At 62.5% G+C, this 17287-nt stretch carries 16 protein-coding genes; 11 read left to right on the top strand and 5 right to left on the bottom strand.

Annotated features, from left to right (window positions below):
• Positions 1 to 31: 31 nt before the first annotated feature.
• From J3U06_RS03055 to J3U06_RS03005, 11 genes are all read left to right on the top strand, one after another.
• Entirely contained in the window at positions 32 to 1087 is a 1056-nt protein-coding gene (locus J3U06_RS03055) for an AAA family ATPase (RefSeq protein WP_416378919.1), read from the top strand.
• Positions 1084 to 2016 (top strand): DUF58 domain-containing protein, encoded by a 933-nt coding sequence (locus J3U06_RS03050; protein ID WP_267444287.1) that lies wholly within the window; start codon positions 1084 to 1086, stop codon positions 2014 to 2016. The genes J3U06_RS03055 and J3U06_RS03050 overlap by 4 nt, the downstream gene beginning before the upstream one ends.
• Entirely contained in the window at positions 2013 to 2546 is a 534-nt protein-coding gene (locus J3U06_RS03045; RefSeq protein WP_267399679.1) for a hypothetical protein, read from the top strand. The genes J3U06_RS03050 and J3U06_RS03045 overlap by 4 nt, the downstream gene beginning before the upstream one ends.
• Positions 2543 to 3619, top strand: coding sequence for a vWA domain-containing protein (locus tag J3U06_RS03040; protein ID WP_267444286.1), 1077 nt, complete (start codon positions 2543 to 2545; stop codon positions 3617 to 3619). Before J3U06_RS03045 ends, J3U06_RS03040 begins: the two co-directional genes overlap by 4 nt.
• On the top strand, positions 3616 to 4644 hold the full coding sequence (locus J3U06_RS03035; protein ID WP_267430358.1) for a vWA domain-containing protein: 1029 nt from the start codon (positions 3616 to 3618) through the stop codon (positions 4642 to 4644). The genes J3U06_RS03040 and J3U06_RS03035 overlap by 4 nt, the downstream gene beginning before the upstream one ends.
• Complete coding sequence (locus J3U06_RS03030) at positions 4641 to 5174, top strand: DUF6466 family protein (RefSeq protein ID WP_267444285.1); 534 nt, start codon at positions 4641 to 4643, stop codon at positions 5172 to 5174. The genes J3U06_RS03035 and J3U06_RS03030 overlap by 4 nt, the downstream gene beginning before the upstream one ends.
• Positions 5175 to 5300: 126 nt before the next feature.
• Positions 5301 to 5630, top strand: coding sequence for a hypothetical protein (locus tag J3U06_RS03025; RefSeq protein WP_267399675.1), 330 nt, complete (start codon positions 5301 to 5303; stop codon positions 5628 to 5630).
• Complete coding sequence (locus tag J3U06_RS03020) at positions 5627 to 7054, top strand: alpha/beta hydrolase (protein ID WP_267399674.1); 1428 nt, start codon at positions 5627 to 5629, stop codon at positions 7052 to 7054. The genes J3U06_RS03025 and J3U06_RS03020 overlap by 4 nt, the downstream gene beginning before the upstream one ends.
• 72 nt (positions 7055 to 7126) lie before the next feature.
• Positions 7127 to 8572, top strand: a complete 1446-nt coding sequence (purB, locus tag J3U06_RS03015) for an adenylosuccinate lyase (protein WP_267444284.1) — start codon at positions 7127 to 7129, stop codon at positions 8570 to 8572.
• Positions 8573 to 8574: 2 nt separating this feature from the next.
• A complete protein-coding gene (locus J3U06_RS03010) occupies positions 8575 to 11046 on the top strand; it encodes a lysylphosphatidylglycerol synthase transmembrane domain-containing protein (RefSeq protein ID WP_267444283.1) in 2472 nt (823 codons plus the stop codon).
• A 169-nt stretch (positions 11047 to 11215) separates the two neighbouring features.
• Positions 11216 to 11503 (top strand): HU family DNA-binding protein, encoded by a 288-nt coding sequence (locus J3U06_RS03005; protein WP_015022121.1) that lies wholly within the window; start codon positions 11216 to 11218, stop codon positions 11501 to 11503.
• Between the two features lie 101 nt (positions 11504 to 11604).
• Here J3U06_RS03005 and J3U06_RS03000 read toward each other — a convergent pair whose 3' ends face one another.
• The 5 genes from J3U06_RS03000 to arc form a co-directional block, all read right to left on the bottom strand.
• Positions 11605 to 13032 (bottom strand): proteasome accessory factor PafA2 family protein, encoded by a 1428-nt coding sequence (locus J3U06_RS03000; RefSeq protein WP_267444282.1) that lies wholly within the window; start codon positions 13030 to 13032, stop codon positions 11605 to 11607.
• 3 nt (positions 13033 to 13035) lie between these two features.
• Positions 13036 to 13239: a ubiquitin-like protein Pup gene (locus J3U06_RS02995; RefSeq protein WP_024626588.1), complete on the bottom strand. Its 204-nt coding sequence runs from the start codon at positions 13237 to 13239 to the stop codon at positions 13036 to 13038.
• Between the two features lie 24 nt (positions 13240 to 13263).
• Positions 13264 to 14100, bottom strand: coding sequence for an inositol monophosphatase family protein (locus J3U06_RS02990; RefSeq protein ID WP_024626589.1), 837 nt, complete (start codon positions 14098 to 14100; stop codon positions 13264 to 13266).
• 90 nt (positions 14101 to 14190) lie between these two features.
• Positions 14191 to 15699 (bottom strand): depupylase/deamidase Dop, encoded by a 1509-nt coding sequence (dop, locus tag J3U06_RS02985; protein WP_267399670.1) that lies wholly within the window; start codon positions 15697 to 15699, stop codon positions 14191 to 14193.
• Positions 15696 to 17258: a proteasome ATPase gene (arc, locus tag J3U06_RS02980; RefSeq protein ID WP_267399669.1), complete on the bottom strand. Its 1563-nt coding sequence runs from the start codon at positions 17256 to 17258 to the stop codon at positions 15696 to 15698. Before arc ends, dop begins: the two co-directional genes overlap by 4 nt.
• Between the last annotated feature and the right edge of the window lie 29 nt (positions 17259 to 17287).

Here is a 17287-nt window from a genome sequence, read left to right as displayed (position 1 = left end):
ATCGTCAGGAAATGCCGTTACCATGTCTGCTATGGCATTATTCCCACCACGACCCAGTCAGTCCCCATCTGTTCAGTCCGGTCAGAACCGGCAGGTTCCGCCAATCAGCCAGGACGACCTGCAACGTTGCCGTCAGTTGGCCGACCGGATCCGAACCCGCTTTTCAAGGACTCTGGTAGGCCAGGAGAACCTGCGCGAGGCCCTTATCCTGACGCTGGTGGCCTCCGGACACATCCTGATCGAATCCGTGCCCGGCTTGGCCAAGACCACCGCCGCCCAGACCCTGGCCACCTCGGTCTCCGGCAGCTTCAAGCGGATTCAGTGCACGCCCGACCTAATGCCCTCGGATCTGGTAGGCACTCAGGTTTATGACTTCTCCACACAGCGCTTCTCGACGCAACTGGGCCCTATTCACGCCAACTTCGTTCTCCTGGACGAGATCAACCGCTCCAACGCCAAGACCCAGTCAGCCATGCTTGAGGCCATGGCCGAGGGCGCCACCACCATCGGCGGCGAGCGCATAGCCCTACCCCGGCCCTTCATGGTGATCGCCACCCAAAACCCCATTGAGGAGGAGGGTACCTACAACCTGCCCGAGGCCCAGATGGACCGGTTCATGCTCAAGGCCGTCATGACCTATCCTGATGCCGACCAGGAGACCCGAATGCTGCAGATGCTGACCAGTCGAGGCACCGATATGCCCGGCAAGGACGATCGGAACGCACTGACCATCGCCGATGTGGACTTCTTGAGGCAGAAGGCCCGGCAGGTCCACGTGGCAGAGCCCATCATGCGATATGCAGTCGATCTGGCAGCCACCAGCAGGGGGGCTGGATCGCGGCCCATCCAAGGGCTGGCCGAACAGGTGAGACTGGGAGCCAGCCCGCGTGCCTCCATCGCTCTGGTGCGCATTGGCCAGGCCAGAGCCCTGCTGACTGGCAGGGATTACGTCATTCCCGAGGATCTGAAGGACTGGGCCCATTCAGTACTCCGCCACCGGATTCTGCTGACCTTCGAGGCTCAGGCCGACGGCATCAGCAGCGACGACATCATCGACCAGATCGTCGACACGGTGCCGGTGCCATGAGCCGTCGACGCTCGGATCGCGACCCGGTCCGCAGGCGGATCGAGTCCTTGGACTCCAGCCTGCGGCTTCCCACGGTGCGCAGGGCCCTTGGTCTGCTGGAGGGTGAGCACTCCTCCAGCCGACGCGGCGGTGGAGACGAACGCGCCGACCTGCGCGCCTATGAGTTCGGAGACGAAACCCGCATGATCAACTGGCACGCCAGCGCACGGATGGGTCGGCCCATGGTGGTGGAGCGCGAGCGCCTGGTTACCAGCAAGGTCTGGCTGTTGCTGGACGTTGGCCGCGAGATGTCCGGAACCTGCCCTGACGGGGAGCAGGCCATCCAGGTAGCCGCCAACGCCCTGTGCATGTTCGCCTCCCTAAGCCTGCGCCGCAGCGATGAGGTGGATCTGGTCCTGGTCAATTCGTCCGCCATCCGCCGCATACCCTGCCAGGGCGGCTTCGCTCGATTCGAACAGACGCTGGACCGGGCTCTGGAGTCACCGCTGGAACAGCCACGCAACCTTGAGGCCCTGCTGGGCTACGCCGCCGGCATCCAGGACCGGCAGGCCATGCTGGTTATCGCCACCGACCAGTCGGCATTGCACGTAGACCTGATGCCGAACATCCGACAGTTGGCAACCACCCACCCCCTGAATCTCATCGGAGTGGAGACCATGAATCCCCTGCGCCAGCAGCCCGCTATGGGCTCGGTAAAGGATGCGCCCAGCGGACGCAGGATCCCGGCTTTCCTGCGAACCGCGAACGGGACGCAAGCTGTGGACCTGCACAGACGCTACCAGATTGAGGCCTTTAACCGGGAACTGTCCAGAATCGGGGCCTCCCTGATCCGGGCAGACTCCAGCACAGCCATGTTCAACAGGTTCATCCACCTGCTTTCAGCCGGCAGACCGGGCATCCCCATGCGACGGACGGTGATGGCGGCATGAGTGGTGTCGTCCTGATTCGTCTTGCGTCCGATCATGGCCGAATCAAGGTCATGCCCACCATGACCCAGCCCACCTGGCTGTTGGCTCTGACAACGACCGCCATCATACTGGCCCTGGCCCTGGCCGGAGCGGCCATTCTTTTGCCTATGTTCCGCCGTCAGCAGGAAGAGCATCCGATCCAGGCGAGCTCTGACTCCCTCGATGCATGGCGTCGGCGGATTGATCAGGTGGTGGCCCAGTACAACAAGGGCCATCTGGACCGCGACCAGGCCATGACAGCACTGGCCACTATCGCTCGTGGATTTGCCTCCCACTCCTGGAACAGCGACATGAAATCCAAGACTTTGGCCGAAATCCAGGCTCAGCCCCGCACGCCGAGTACGCAGCAGGGTCTGGATCTGCTTCGACAGACCATAGATGCCCTCTACCCGCCCGAATTCGCCCTTCCACGGGACAGCGAGGGAACTGACGCCACGGTGAATCAGGCAGCCGACTGGGTACGGGATTTGATTGAACGGTGGCCACGATGAGCATAGGCAATCTGTCCTGGAGGTGGCCCTGGCTGCCGGTCCTGGCTCTGGTCCTGGCATTGGCAGTGGGCCTGCTGGCTCACCGTATGGCACGTCGTGGCCGGCCGGATCAGGAACCGGGAGCCCGGATCTGGACCTTGGACAACGACCTGGACACCGAGGAGGGCCACGAGGCCCTGCGGCGCTGGCGGCGATTGAAGCGCTGCGCCGCAATCCTGCTCGCTCTGGCCCTGATGATGGTTTTAAGCCTGGCTGCAAGGCCCGCCCGGGTCGATCGGACATTGGAGGAGGGTCATAACCGCGATATTGTCCTATGTCTTGATGTGTCCGGGTCCACCCTGCCCTACGACCGGCAGGTGATCGCCTCCTACCTCGATCTGGTCCGCAACTTCCGGGGCGAACGCATGGCTCTGAGCATCTTCAACTCCACATCGCGCACCGTCTTCCCCCTGACTGATGACTATGACATGATCACTGCCGAATTAAGCAAGGCTCGGCGGATCCTGGACGGGGTGCAATCCCAGGACCGCATCGACGCCATGAGCGGACGACAGTACCAGGACATCAGCGACTGGCTGGAGGGCACGCAGAACCGCCGGGACACCACCTCACTGATCGGCGACGGACTGGTGGGCTGCGCTGCGCTCCTGCCGCAATTCGCTCCCAAGAACCAAACCCGACCGGCAAAGGCCGACCAACGTTCGAGCTCCTTGGTCCTGGCCACCGATAACGTGGTCTCCGGCAAACCCACGTACACCCTGGAAGAGGCGCTCAAGCTGACCTCGGCCGCAGAAATCGCGGTGGACGGGCTCTATTCGGGACCGGACCAAGGCACCGAGGATGAGACCACCAAGCAGATGCAGCGGCTGATCGAAGCCCGTGGCGGTATCTTCCTGCGACGGCAGGATGGGAACTCCATCAACGCGCTGGTCCGCCGGATCGAACGTCGCCATGGAGCCGACCCACGCCAGCAGGAGCAGTCCAGCCTGGTGGATGCACCCGGCTGGTGGACCCTGGCCCTGGCCCTGGCCCTGTCCGCATATCTGCTCCTGGCCTGGAGGCTGAAGCGATGAACATACTCAAGTCCCTGACCTTTGAGCCTGCTCTGGGCTGGGTGGCCGGCGGCCTTCTGGCAGGCCTGCTCTTGCTCCTGGCCATTGCGCTGGTCATCCATGGACTGCGTAAGGGACAGGATACGGATGCCGATCGCTGGGCCCTGGCCCGACGCACCGCCATGGTCCTGATCCTGGCCCTCATGGTCCTGACTCCCAGCACCGTCAGCAAAACCACCAACAAGGCCGTCAACGCCACTGATGTCTTCATTGCGGTTGACGTGACCGGATCCATGGCAGTCAAGGATGCCGGATATGGAACCCAGGACGGCATGAGCCGGTTGGAGGCGGCCAAGGCGGCCGTTCGAGACCTGGTCGACATCTATCCGGATGCATCCTTCTCGGCTCTGAGTTTCGGTGCCTCGGCCAGCGTCGATCTGCCCCTGACCCCCGACGTACGAGCTGTGGACAACTGGGCCCGTGGGCTGACCACAGAGCCCACCTCCCGTTCCTCGGGTTCCAGTCTGGACGCTCCTCTCGATCGGCTGACTCTGGCATTGAAGCAGACCAAGGACCGACATCCCAACGACCGGATCCTGCTCTATCTGATCAGCGATGGGGAGCAGACCGGCAGGGACGAACGGCGATCCTTCAGCGCTCTTAGAGAAGGGTTGGACGAGGCTTTTGTCCTGGGAACCGGTTCAGTCAAGGGAGGCACGGTGCCGTTGACCTCCGATGTGGGCGGCAGCGATGCCGGAGGCTGGGTGAAGGATCCGCAGACCGGCCAGCCGGGCATCTCGGCCATGGACCCGAACACCTTGAAGGCCATGGCCGACGAGATGAGCGGCCACTATCAGGCCCTGGTCAAGGGGGTCACCGTCCACGAGGGTGCTACGGCTTCGGTCTCCAAGCGCTACCGGGTGACCACGGTCGACCAGGTACGCCGACATGTCACTCCACTGGTCTGGCCCTTGGCACTGGTGGAACTGGTCCTGGTCCTGGTTGAGGCAGGGCAATGGATCCGTACTTCGAGGAGATTGCTATGAGCAGGAAGATCCTTCGAACGCGTCTGGTTCTTATTGTTGTAGCCCTGATAGCAGCGCTGGCCGGGGCATGGGGCCTGATCAACGTCAGAGCCATCGCCACTTACAACGAGGCCACGCGCACACTGAACACCAGCATCCGGCAGGCCCGAAACCCACAGGCAGACCCGGCAGCAATCAAGGCGCTGCAAGATCAGGCAGACCGCCTTTTCGCCCAAGCGGCGCGGCCGGGCCCCTTGCTTCTGCCGAAGACCAGGCAGGCCGCGCAGGCCAACCAAGCGACCAGTACTGCGCTGACCCAACGTACGGAACGGGTACTCAAAAAACAACAAGCAGACAAAACCAAGAATGGGCAGGATGGAAAGAGCGAATCAGGCAAGGGCTCATCCTCTGGGCTGACCAAGCAGCAGGAGGCTGAGGTGGAGGATCTGCTCAAGCGCAACCAACAACAGAGCGATCCCTCCTCCTCCCCCAACCCAACAGGCAATACGGGCGGCCACCAGGACCAGGAAAAGGGCGTCAAACCCTGGTGACCGGCCATACCAGGCATTGCTCAACCATTTGCAAAGACCTGTCCCCATCAAAACGGGTCAGGCAACATTCGACCACATAGCCCAATCGACGCCATGCAAGCGTGACCGCGGTGATGAAGTAGGCGCATGGACAAGTCATCACCATCGTTACTACCAACCTGGGGCTCCTTCCTCGAGCAGTCCTCCTACCTGTCCGATCCTGAGGCGGCCGGAGCCTGCCCCTGCCACGCACGGGCAGCCCGCTGCCGGACCATGCTGGCCGATATGGCTCGGCAGTCGAGAACAACCCTGGTCCACCTGAGCGAGTTAGCCGGCCAAGCTCTTAGGGTCGACTGGCAGGGAAAGGCCGCTCAGGCCTACCGGGCCCAGGTACGGGCCATGGATGCCCTCTGCCAGGATCAGCGTGTCCAGGCAGGACGCACCTTGAACGTGATCGATCAAGAGAGCCAACCATGAAGCGGACGATCACTGCCGCACCAGACGCCAACGGTTACACCAGCACCGAATTGGATCATCTGACCGGCATGGCGGACCGGCTCAACCAGGCAGGTGGTGCCCTGGCCACCCTGCAGACACAATGGATTCTTACCGATCAGGCCATCCGCAGAACCATGCCAGGACTGCCGGCACTCCCCTGCGCCCAGGCTGCCGTGCCGCCACCAGGTCACGCCCGTCTGCCCCTGGACCTGATGGTGACCTTCTGCCGTGACCAAGCTCAGTCCTGCGAAAACCTACGCACCAAACTCCAATCTGTGGCCGATCGGCTGACCAAGGCCTACGGGTTGTACTCGCATGCGGAATCATTCATGGAAAAGCTGATGGACTCCCTGATATCCACGGCCGTGACCCTCTTTCAGCCCATCGCCCCGTACATGTTGGGAACCATCGGTCTGAGCCTGGGAGCAGCTAAACTGACCGGCAACCTGGATGCCTCGCAATTCCAGGAATTTCTGGAAACTACAGCCGGCATCCATCAGCCTCTGCTGGCCGCCGCCGCGTCCGACCTGACTTCAGACTACCATGATCCTATTGGCAGATTGGTCACCGATCCAGGTCTGCTGGTGCCCTTCATACTCGCTCATCTTCAGGGTGACCGGCTCACGATGGATCCTGTCCAGCCACAGGGCAAGGGGTTGGGCGAGGCTCATGACATCGCCACCGCTCTGCAGAATCTGGAGGCCTTGGGATCCTGCCGGGACGGCATTCCTTACGCAACCATCGCTGTACAACGATATCGGGAGGCGGACGGCAAGGACCGCTGGCTGGTCTACATACCCGGCACCAGCTCCCATCTCGATTCCCCCATCGGCTGGGGCCAAAACATCCAGCTCATGAGCGACAAGGCTTCAGTGCGCGAAAGTGCGGCCTCCCTGCGTCTAGTGGACCAGGCCATGCGGGAGGCCGGGGTGCGTCCGGACGATCCGGTCAGCCTGGTAGGTCATTCCCAGGGCGGCATCGTGGCCGCCACCATGGCCTCGGATCTTTCCAACCGTTACCACTTCGATCACATCGTGACCGTCGGATCACCCATCGCTCACCGCCAGATAGGGTCAGACACCTGGGTCACCAGCGTGGAGATGCGCGAGGAACTGGTCTCCAGTCTTGATGGAGCCGACAACCCCTCGCGGCCCAATCAACTGACTGTCAGGGGAAGGGCGGGCGGACCTCCCCCTCCAGGTGGCAACCAAACTGGCCGGTCGGTGACCACTGCCGGCCCCGGCAAGGAATCCACCCATGGCATGGCCTACCAACGTGCGGCCTGGGCTGATGCCAGCGATCAGAATTCACCAGCCGTACGACGTCAGGACGACCACTTCGCCCAAGCCATCGAGGGCGATCTGCAGGAGACCCGCTACTACCGCGGCAGGCTGCGGCGATGAGCGGGACACGCGGACCCCCAAGAGCACTCATATCGATTCCTGCTGGTTGACCCGGTCGTCTAGGCTGGAGTCATGAACCTGAGCCGAATCACCCCAGTCATCCCCCTCAACCCCTTGGACGGACGTTACCGCAGACAGACCAGCGATCTGGTGGACTACCTGAGTGAACCTGCCTTGAACCGCGAGCGTATACGGGTCGAGGTCGAATGGATGATCATGCTGGCCAACGGCTACCAGGGCAGCGGCCAGCACCCGGTCCTGCCGGGCGTAAAGCCTCTGACCAAGGCTGAGCAGGCTTATCTGCGGGCTATCCCCGAGGATTTCGATGCCGATGGCATCACCGAACTGGCAGGTATCGAAGCCCAGACCCACCACGATGTCAAAGCAGTGGAATACTTCATCGACCGCCGTCTGGAGGCTGCAGCCACAGCCCTTGGCCCCGAGTCCCAATTTCCCAGGCTGACTCCCCTGGTCCACTTCGCCTGCACCAGCGAGGACATCAACAACCTGTCCTATGCCCGCTGCATCCGAGGCGGGGTCGAACAGGTCTGGCTCCCCAAGGCCACCCGAATCGAGAACCACCTGGCCACCATGGCAGAACAATACCGCGATCTGCCCATGCTTGCCCTGACCCACGGCCAGCCGGCCACACCCACCACCCTAGGCAAGGAGATGGCGGTCTACGTCCACCGGCTGCACCGGCAGCTGGACCGGATCCGCAATCAGGACTACATGGGCAAGATGAATGGTGCCACTGGAACCTTTGGCGCCCATATGGCCGCCCTGCCGCAGGTGGATTGGATTGATCTGACCCGGACCTTCATCACCGAGCGGATGGGCCTGGTCTGGAACCCATTGACCACCCAGATAGAGTCCCACGACTGGCAGGCCGAGCTCTTCGGCAACATCGCCCACCTGGGCCGGATCCTACACAACCTGGCCGTGGACATCTGGATGTACATCTCCCGAGGCGTCTTTGCCCAGGAACCTGTCAAAGGCGCGACAGGGTCCAGCACCATGCCCCACAAGGTCAACCCCATACGCTTCGAGAACGCCGAAGCCAATCTGGAGATTTCGGGAGCCCTGCTGGACACCCTGGCCACCACCCTCACCGAAACCCGCTGGCAGCGGGACCTGACCGACTCCACCACCCAACGCAACATAGGTTCGGCCCTGGGCTACAGCCTGCTGGCTCTGGACAACCTGGACGGCGGCCTGCAGACCATCCACCCCGACAAGACCCTGATGGCCCGCGAGCTGGACAGCAATTGGGAGGTTCTAGGCGAGCCCATACAGACGGCCATGCGGGCCGCTGGACTGGCTGGACGCTCAGGCATGGATCACCCCTATGAGCAGGTCAAGGAGCTGATGCGGGGCAAGAGGATCGGCCGGGAGGATGTCGAGCACTTCATCGATGGCTTGGACCTGGACCAGGACACGGCCAGTCGGCTCAAGGCCCTGACGCCGACAACCTACACCGGCACAGCCGGAACCTTGGTGGACTTCGATCGCGACTGACCATGACCCCGTCCCAGTCGACCACCACCCCCGAGGACACTGATTCCGCCCACCCTGGGCAGGAAGACCAAGTCGTCATCAGAGATACCCCACCCCAGCGGGTCCATGATGCCGAAGATTTACTTCGAGCCCTGGCAGCCCTGATCCTGGGAATCCTGGTCACCCTGGCAGCTGTCTACCTGAAAGGCATAGCGGCCGGAGTCGAGTCTGACATGCGCCAGGCTGGCAACGCCATGGACTGGCTCATGGACGTACCCACCGCTTTCCTCCAACAGGCGGTGACGGTGACCGTGGTCCTGGCCGTGATAATCCACCTGCTGGTCAACAGGGAATGGATCCAGGCCATCACCGCCCCCCTGGCCATGTTCCTGGGGTTTGGGCTGGTCATGTTGACCTCCGACCTCATCCTGAAGGCAGGCAACCCGACCCTGATCGCCTCATTCAGCTCCCAGAACGCCATAGGGTCGCCCGTCTTGCTGCCTGACTTCTATGCCGGTCTAGCTGCCTTCCTGAGCGCAGCAGGACCCCGTCGCCTGCGCAGCTCGGTCAAGTGGGGATGGAACGCTCTATACGTCGTGGCCATCATCATGGTCGCTATATCCTCCAATTCGGCCAGCGGGGTTCTGGTCTCGCTTATCCTTGGACGAATCATGGGCATGGTCGTCCGATACCTGGCGGGCACACAGAACAAGGGCGCCTGGGGGCAGGGGGTGGTGCAGGCGATAGCCTCCATCGGCATCCATGCCACGAGTCTGGAACGTCAGGATCCCAGTCTGGACTCCGATGGCCAGCCCCTGCCAGCCCTCGACGACGACCTCATTGAGGCCTCCCGCATCTACAGAGCCCATGACGGGCAAGGCCACACCTACACGGTGTCGGTCATGGACGGCCAGCTGCACACCATGGGCTATCTGATGCAGCTCTGGCAGTGGATCAAGCTGTCCGGAGTCTCCATGCGCCGGGACCGGTCAGTCAGAAACTCCATGCAACACCACATGGCCCTGCTGACTGAATTGCGGGACCTGGGGCTGCCCGCCCTGCACCCTTATGGCCTGACGGAGAGCGCCGAATCCTCAATTCTGGTACTGGAGGATGATGTCCATCTTGATCCCCTGGAACCTGAGAACCTGGACGCCGACAGGGCCAAGCAGCTGATGGACTACCTTCGCCGGGCCAACGAGCGCGGCTTCACACACCGCCGCATCCGCCCGGAGACTCTGGCCGTGGACCAGTCGGGCTCCATGGTCATCGCCGGCTGGGAGAACGGCGACAGCGCCAGCTCCCAGGCCAACATTGCCCTGGACCGGATCCAGCTTCTGGCCTTGATTGCCACAATGATCGGGGTGGATCAAGCCATTGATGCCGCCCGTGCCTCCTGGGGTGTCAAGACCCTGGCGGGGCTATCGCCATTCTGCCAGATGGTAGCCATTCCCGCACAGACCCAAGCCCTGCCCGGCTGGGATCGACAGATTCTGACTGACCTGCGCAAACAGTTGCAGGCTCTGGCTCCCCCTGAGTCGGTGGCTGAGACCGGCCAGGTAACCCTCTCACGTTTCAGTCTGCGCAGCTTCGTGGCCCTGGCCCTCTTGGTGGTAGCTGTGGCAGTCATTGTCACCCAGTTCAACCTGCCTCAGGTCATCAGCACCGTCCGCAATGCCAATCCTTGGATGGCTGGGCTCTCCTTCCTGCTGGGATCACTGTCTTGGGTGGGTTGCGCCATCACTCTAGGAGTCTTCATCGATCCGGCCAAGCGCGATTTCAAGGGTATCTTCCTATCCCAGGTGGCCTCCTCCTTCACCTCGGTCTCCATGCCTGCCGGAGTGGGGCCGGCCTTCGTCAACCTGCAGTTCTTGCGACGGGACGGTTATGGCAACACCATGGCCACGGCCATCATGAGCGCCGTGGTGGCCGTCCAGTTCGCGACCACCTTCTGCCTGCTGATCGTCATCGGACTGTTCACCGGACGCAACACCCTATCCGGGATGATCCCCACCAACACCCTGGTCATCGTCATCGGAACAGTGGCCATCATCGCAGCACTGATCATGGCCCTGCCGTACACACGACGAATGGTAATGGAACGTTTGATGCCCATTGTGGCCTCCTACGCCCGCCACCTTGTAGAGATATTGACTCAGCCCCGGCAGCTGGTAGTGGCCGTGCTTGGTGCTGTGCTGCAGTCGGCCGCCTTGGGCATGAGTTTCTGGGCCGCCCTGATGGCCTTCGGCTGCAGGACCAACGTTTTCGAGACCACTTTCGTCTTCCTTCTGGCCAACACGCTAGGTTCGGCTGTTCCCACTCCTGGCGGCCTAGGGGCCATAGAAGCCGTACTCTTCTCCGCCTTCCGCCTGGCTGGCATCCCCTCAGGTGTGGCCATCTCGGCCACTCTGGTCTTCCGTGTAGCCACCTACTGGCTGCGCATCCCCCTGGGAGCCCTTGCCATGCGCTGGTTGAGCAAGCACAATCGCATATGAAGAGCCCTTTGGACACTTTCATTCCCAAGGACCTCAAAAATCGCTTGATGAAATGTCGGAAACCCCCGAAAAATGCGGTGTTTGGGCCTAATCTGCGGTAATATCAGTCATTGACCGTTGGGCTTTCCCCAAATCAAGCAATGGGAGGCCCCCGAAAGAAGGATGTTCTATGGCATACAACAAGTCTGATCTCGTTTCGAAGATCGCGCAGAAGTCCAACCTGACCAAGGCTCAGGCGGAAGCTGCTGTCAACGCCTTCCAGGATGTCTTCGTCGAGGCCATGAAGTCCGGTGAGGGTCTGAAGCTGACCGGTCTGTTCTCGGCCGAGCGTGTCAAGCGCGCCGCCCGCACCGGCCGCAACCCCCGCACCGGTGAGACCATCAAGATTCCGGCCAGCTACGGCGTGCGTATCTCCGCAGGCTCGCTGCTGAAGAAGGCCGTCACCAACAAGAAGTGAAACCAGCCTTTCTGCAAGGGCCCCGGCATCCATCCACGGATGCTGGGGCCCTTCTTGGTTAGAGAAGACCTAATGGAAGTCCCGCGGTGCAAACTGGGCTTCTAGGCACGAGGTTCTGCGGCATTCTTGAGAAAGTCCATCAAGGAGTGGTATCGGGGTGGGCCCAGATGATCGAAGGGGTTAGGCAGGGCAACCTCTACTCGGTGAGAGCCGCCTAGGACCAGGTTGCTCCAGTCGCATGACCAGCTGCGTGTTCCCCGGTCTGCGGCACGGACGAAGTCGCCACGCAGACGGGCCCGGGTATCCTCCGGAGGTTGATCCATGGCGCGACGTATCTCCGAGTCGTCGACCGGCGAGCGCATGAGCCCATGCCTGATCAGGCCAGGGAAGGATCTTCCGGCGCTCAGATCGTGATAGTCCAGATCCAGGGCCTCGGCCAGATCCCGTCCGGCCTCTCGTCGACTCAGGCCCTGGATCAACCGCAACTTGGCGGCCCAATCCACCCAGTCAGCCAGATCCTGCCAACGCCCCGCGTCCAGCGCATCCAGGGCAACCCTCCAAAGTCGCAGGGCCTGCAGAGCCTGGGGTCGATCGATGCCTATATCCTCCTGCTGGTCAACCAAATCCTTGCAGGCCGACCAATAGGCCTCTTGCAGACCCAGGGCGCTGATACTGCCAGTTTTCGTGGAAGCCTGCAGTTCCAGAGTGACCCGGCCGGTCCGATCCCGACTGACGGCTCGGACGGCTGCACGGGGATCAGCCAGGGCCCAGTCCGCCAGGTCTGGTCGTCGGCCTTGACGGCAGGCTTGCTCGATCAGGTTCAGAACCACGTGAGTGCTGGCCATCTTGAACCAAGTGACCAACGGCGAACGGTTGGTATCCCCTACGACCACATGCAGACGCCGCCATCGTTCGGGATCGGCCAGAGGCTCGTCACGGGTGTTGACCATGGGACGGGCACGGGTGGTGGCCGAGGAAACCGCCTCATCCAGAAAGTCGGCCCGCTGGCTGATCTGGAAGCCATCTGGGTCCAGACGACCCGCCCCGGTGATCAGCTGTCGGGTGACCAGAAAGGGGACCAGGCAGGCTCCGATCATGTCCAAGGGGACTCCCCGATCCAGCAGGTAGTTCTCATGGCAACCGAAGGCATGATCCCGGGCATCCACATTGTTGGCAAAGACATGCACCTTCACGGGCCTGCCCAGATCCTCCGTCAGGCGTTTCCCAGCGCGCTCCGCAAGGTCGGTCATGATCCGCTCCCCGGCCAGCACCTGTTTCAGTGCCGTCAGCGGATCGCGGGCCTCCGCCGTGGCATACTCCGGGTGGGAGCCCACATCCAGGTAAAGCCGAGCGCCATTGGGCAGATAGATGTTGGTTGACCCGTGCTTCTCGATCAGAGGACGGAACATGGCCATGGCCACCCTGCCAGCGGCGTAGGGGCCACTGGCGCCGGTCAGACTCAGTCCATACTCGGTCTCGATGCCGAATATTCTGCGAAAGTCCGAGTCAGTCCCATGCCCATCCGTCATGGATCACTGGCCGCCCTTCTGGACGAAGCCCTGCACATACTCCTTGGCATTGGTCTCCAGGGTGGTCTCGATATCATCCAAGACGGCATCAAGATCGGACTGAGCCGTCTGACCCTGTTCACGTGCCCCGGTCTGCGGCAAATCCTCTTCCTGTTCCTGCTGCTGCCCGGCTGCCATATGCCGTCCCTGCTGGGATGCCTCAGCCATGGTCGCTCTCCTTCCCTGCCCGAATCAGCGTCCGCTCAGATAGGTGTTCAAATCCTCGGCGATGAGCCCGTTGGTGGCTACCACGTCGTTGCTGCCCTCCCAGCGCACGTGTCCGCCGTCCCAGCGCCAAAGGGTGCCCTTGGCCTCCCGGACCACGACAGCCGCTGCAGAGACAGCGGGGATGTCCCAGGAGTGCAGGGCCGGTTCGAAGTAGGCGTCGTAGCTGCCGTCCGCCACCCGACACAGGTCCAGCGAGACCGGACCAACACGCTTGATGTCGGCAGGCTTGCCGGCCATGCGTGAAACGATCTGCAGGACCTTTTCGGACTCGTTGGGGAAGTAGGACATACCGAAGCTGATCACTGACCCATTCAGGGTGGTCATCGTGGAGGGGATGATCTTCTCCCGCTTGTCGCCCACAATAGTCCGTCGGATCCTGATGGCGCCCTGACCCTTGGCAGCCAGATAGGTCAGGCCCAGGACCGGTGCATGCACGATGCCCAGGACCGGTGAAGCGTGACCCTTCTCGTCCACGGCGAAGAGGGAGATGGTCAGTGTCCATTCGGCCATGTTGCGCACATAGTTGACCGGACCGTCGATGTGGCCCAGGCACCAGTAACGACCGCCTGGACGGCGGTTGCCGGCCTCCTCCTCCCAGAAGCCGTCCATGGGGTCCAGGGCGGCGATCTTGGTCCGGCAGTATCGGATCAGACGCGTGTCAATGCTCGGCGAAAACTGGGTGCCTTGGCCGATGGCTGAGGTGGAGCGGGGATCGTGGGGGTTGATCTGGTCCTGGAGGGCATGACGACCGGCCTCCACAGCAATGGTGGCGGCCTGCATGGCCAAATCGCGCAATTCCATACTTCTCTTCTCTTTCAAACGGGTGGCCGAGGCATTGCCGACCGTGATCCACCGGTGGTCGTCCTGTCGGATATCGGACTATTTTCTGCGCTACCTGCAGTATATGTCGCGGCCATCCCGGTAGGAAGACCGTGTGTGACTCAGCGGATCGGACAGATCCACCACCCTGGTCCTAGGCTCTCCCTCCGGGCCCTGGCTCTCAAGAATGACACGACTCCAGGAGACAGCCCTGACCGCATCAGGGCAGCGATGTAGCAGCCGGGAACGGTACCAGGCGCGAGTCTGCTCCGGCCCCTGGTCCATGGCTATGGTGATCTGATCGGGATCGGCCAGTTGCAGGGCGGATCCTCTCAGTCGCCAAGGCAGGTCACGGCCGGGATCCACCCGTGCCCAGGCCAAATCCAGGGCCGCCAGACGGGGATCCAACCAGTCGGATATGGAACGACGACGACGCAGACGCTCCAGGAGCTGCCATTTGAGCAGCCATTCCAACCTGCCTGCCTGGTCGTGCATAGCCAAACGGGCCTCCTCGTCGCCCGAACGCACTGCGGCCAGATCTTCGAGCACCTGATCCCAGAGGCTCAGAACCCGATCATCGGCACATCCAGGCCTGTTGACATCCCGTCTGGTCTGGCGGGCCGCATCCAGCAATGCTCTTTGGATGGTCAGCGCATCGGCGAACCCTCCGTTTGCCAGGGCCAGCGGCTTGGTCAGGGTGACATCTCGCGAAACCGTGTGCAGGGCCGACACCGGATCATCCAGCGTCCAGCGATCCAACAGCTCATCGACTTGACTGGTCGAACCACCCTCGGACTCCAAGAGGCCCAGCAGCAGATCGGTCGTTCCCAGCTTGAGGACCAGGGGCGCATCCAGCCGGTTGGCATCGCCCACAATCACATGGAGGCGGCGACTGCCCGGCCCGGCATGTGACTCGTCCCGGGTATTGATGATCGGCCGCCCGAAGGTGGTCTGCAGTCCAATGCGGCTGGTCAGATAGTCGGCGCGCTGGCTGAGCTGGAAGCCAGACTCTTCGCTCCTGGGCCCCAGACCCACCCTGCCCGAGCCGGTGTAGATCTGCCGGGTGACGAAATGAATGGTCATCAGAGCCGCCACCCTGGCGAAGGGCACCGCCCTATCCATCAGATAGTTTTCATGGGATCCCCAGGCGGCACCCTTGCCGTCTACGTTGTTCTTGTAGAGAGTCAGACCTCCGGCTCTTTTTGCGGCCTGGGCCATCATCCGATCACCCGCACGGTCCTGGACCAACGCATCGAAGGCATTCACTGTTTCCGCCGAGGCATACTCCGGGTGGGCATGATCCACGTAAATGCGAGCGCCATTGGGAGCTGCCACATCAATCAGCCGGGCGCCGGGCGCGTCAGTGAGCATGCTCGGAGCGGCGGCGGAACGCGGCAGCCGACCTCCCCTGGCATCATTGACCGGATCCTCTTGCCCATAGTCCCAGCGGATATGCGCCAAGGCCGGCTGGGCGGCGGCCCTTACCAGACGCAGGGCCAGGGTACGTGGATCGGCGCCGGGATCCTGGGGGTCGGCTATGGCGTACTCCGTCTCGGTACCCATGACCCGCTCGGCATTCATGATCGCTCCCCTGGCCCGTCAACTGGGCGAACCTCCTGAACCTGCCCTGGGCGCAGTCCTGCCAGATCGGCCCAGCGGTCCGGATCCTGCCCACTGAGCTCCTCCAGCGTGTCCTCATACTGCCCACGGACCGCCCTTGCGCAGAACCCGCGGTCAAGACCCACCTGCCGACCCTGTTCGATGGAGGCCTTGACCGCCATGGTCTTGACCCGATCAACCAGGTTATGCAGCATGGCGCCGGAGACCACTGACTCTAGGTAGAGGGGCTGCCAGCGGCCCCTGGCATCCATGATTCTGCCCAGCAGGTGGTCATCATCCCGAGCGAAGAGTCCGTCGACCAGCACCTGGATCAGCTCCTCCGGCCCACCATCATCCTCCATGGGCATATCGGAGCCCAGATATTTGCCCAGAATGGCGGCTGACCTGGTTCTGTCGGGCCGATCGATGCGGATCTTGACATCCAGCCGTCCAGGGCGCAGAACCGCCGGGTCGATCATGTCAATGCGGTTGGAGGCGCCGATGACCATGACCTGGTCCAGGGATTCGACACCGTCCAGCTCGGTCAGGAACTGGGGGACGATGGTGGTCTCCACATCCGACGAGATACCAGAACCTCGGGTTCGCAACAGGGCATCCATCTCGTCGATGAAGACCACCACCGGTCCACCCTGGCCTGCCAGGTTGCGGGCCCGGGCGAAGAGGCGGCGAATCAGCCGTTCGGACTCGCCCACGAACTTGTTGAGCACCTCAGGACCCTTAACTGACAGGAAGACCCCATGACCGTCGCTCTCCTGGGCCAGGGCACGGGCCAGAGCCTTGGCGATCATGGTCTTGCCATTGCCGGGCGGACCGTAGAGCAGGACACCCTTGGGGGCCTGAAGCCCATAACGACGCATGAGATCAGCATGCTGGAAGGGCAGCTGGACCGCATCCCGGATCCGCTCGATCTGCCTGTCCAGGCCGCCAATATCAGAGAAGTCCACGTCAGGAGTCTCCTCCAGGAGCATGTCGGCCTGATCCGACTCAGGCAGCACAGCCAGGGCCATCGAACAGCTTTCGTCCATGAGCAAGGCGCTACCCGCCTCGATGGGCTGGTCCTGTAGAGAGCCCGCACGCGCGGCTACGCGGGTCTGACCGGAGGGGTCTTCCACCAACAGGGCACCGGATTCCAAGGTCTCCCGCAGCGTGCGGACCTGCCCGGTCACCGGCTGATCGCCCACACGCACCACCACCATATCGGCGTTGAGCAGAACCTCCTGGCCGGCCCGGATCCGCTCGGCGTGGATATCAGGCGCCAGGGGGACGACCATCCGTCTGGAACCGTTCAGGATCAGCAGACGGGCCTGCTGCACCCCCTGGCTGTCATAGGCTACGGAATCCACGCCCAAGGCCAGGGCGACGGTCAAGGGCGGTTGGCCCAGCTGGGCCAACTGGCTCTTGGCCTTGGACAGTTCCTTGGCAGCCCTGGTCAGCGCGGCAGCCAAGGCCCGGTTGCGCCGTTCCCCGTCCTGGTCCTGGTCATTGGCATCGTCAGCTTGCTCAACATCATCGGACTGCATGACTACCCTCTTCCCTCCATCGTTCGCCC

The sequence above is a fragment of the Bifidobacterium sp. B4142 genome (genome assembly GCF_026537325.1).
In the GTDB taxonomy this organism is placed as follows: Bacteria; Actinomycetota; Actinomycetes; order Actinomycetales; family Bifidobacteriaceae; genus Bombiscardovia.
This window is presented reverse-complemented; position numbering and strand designations above follow the sequence as displayed.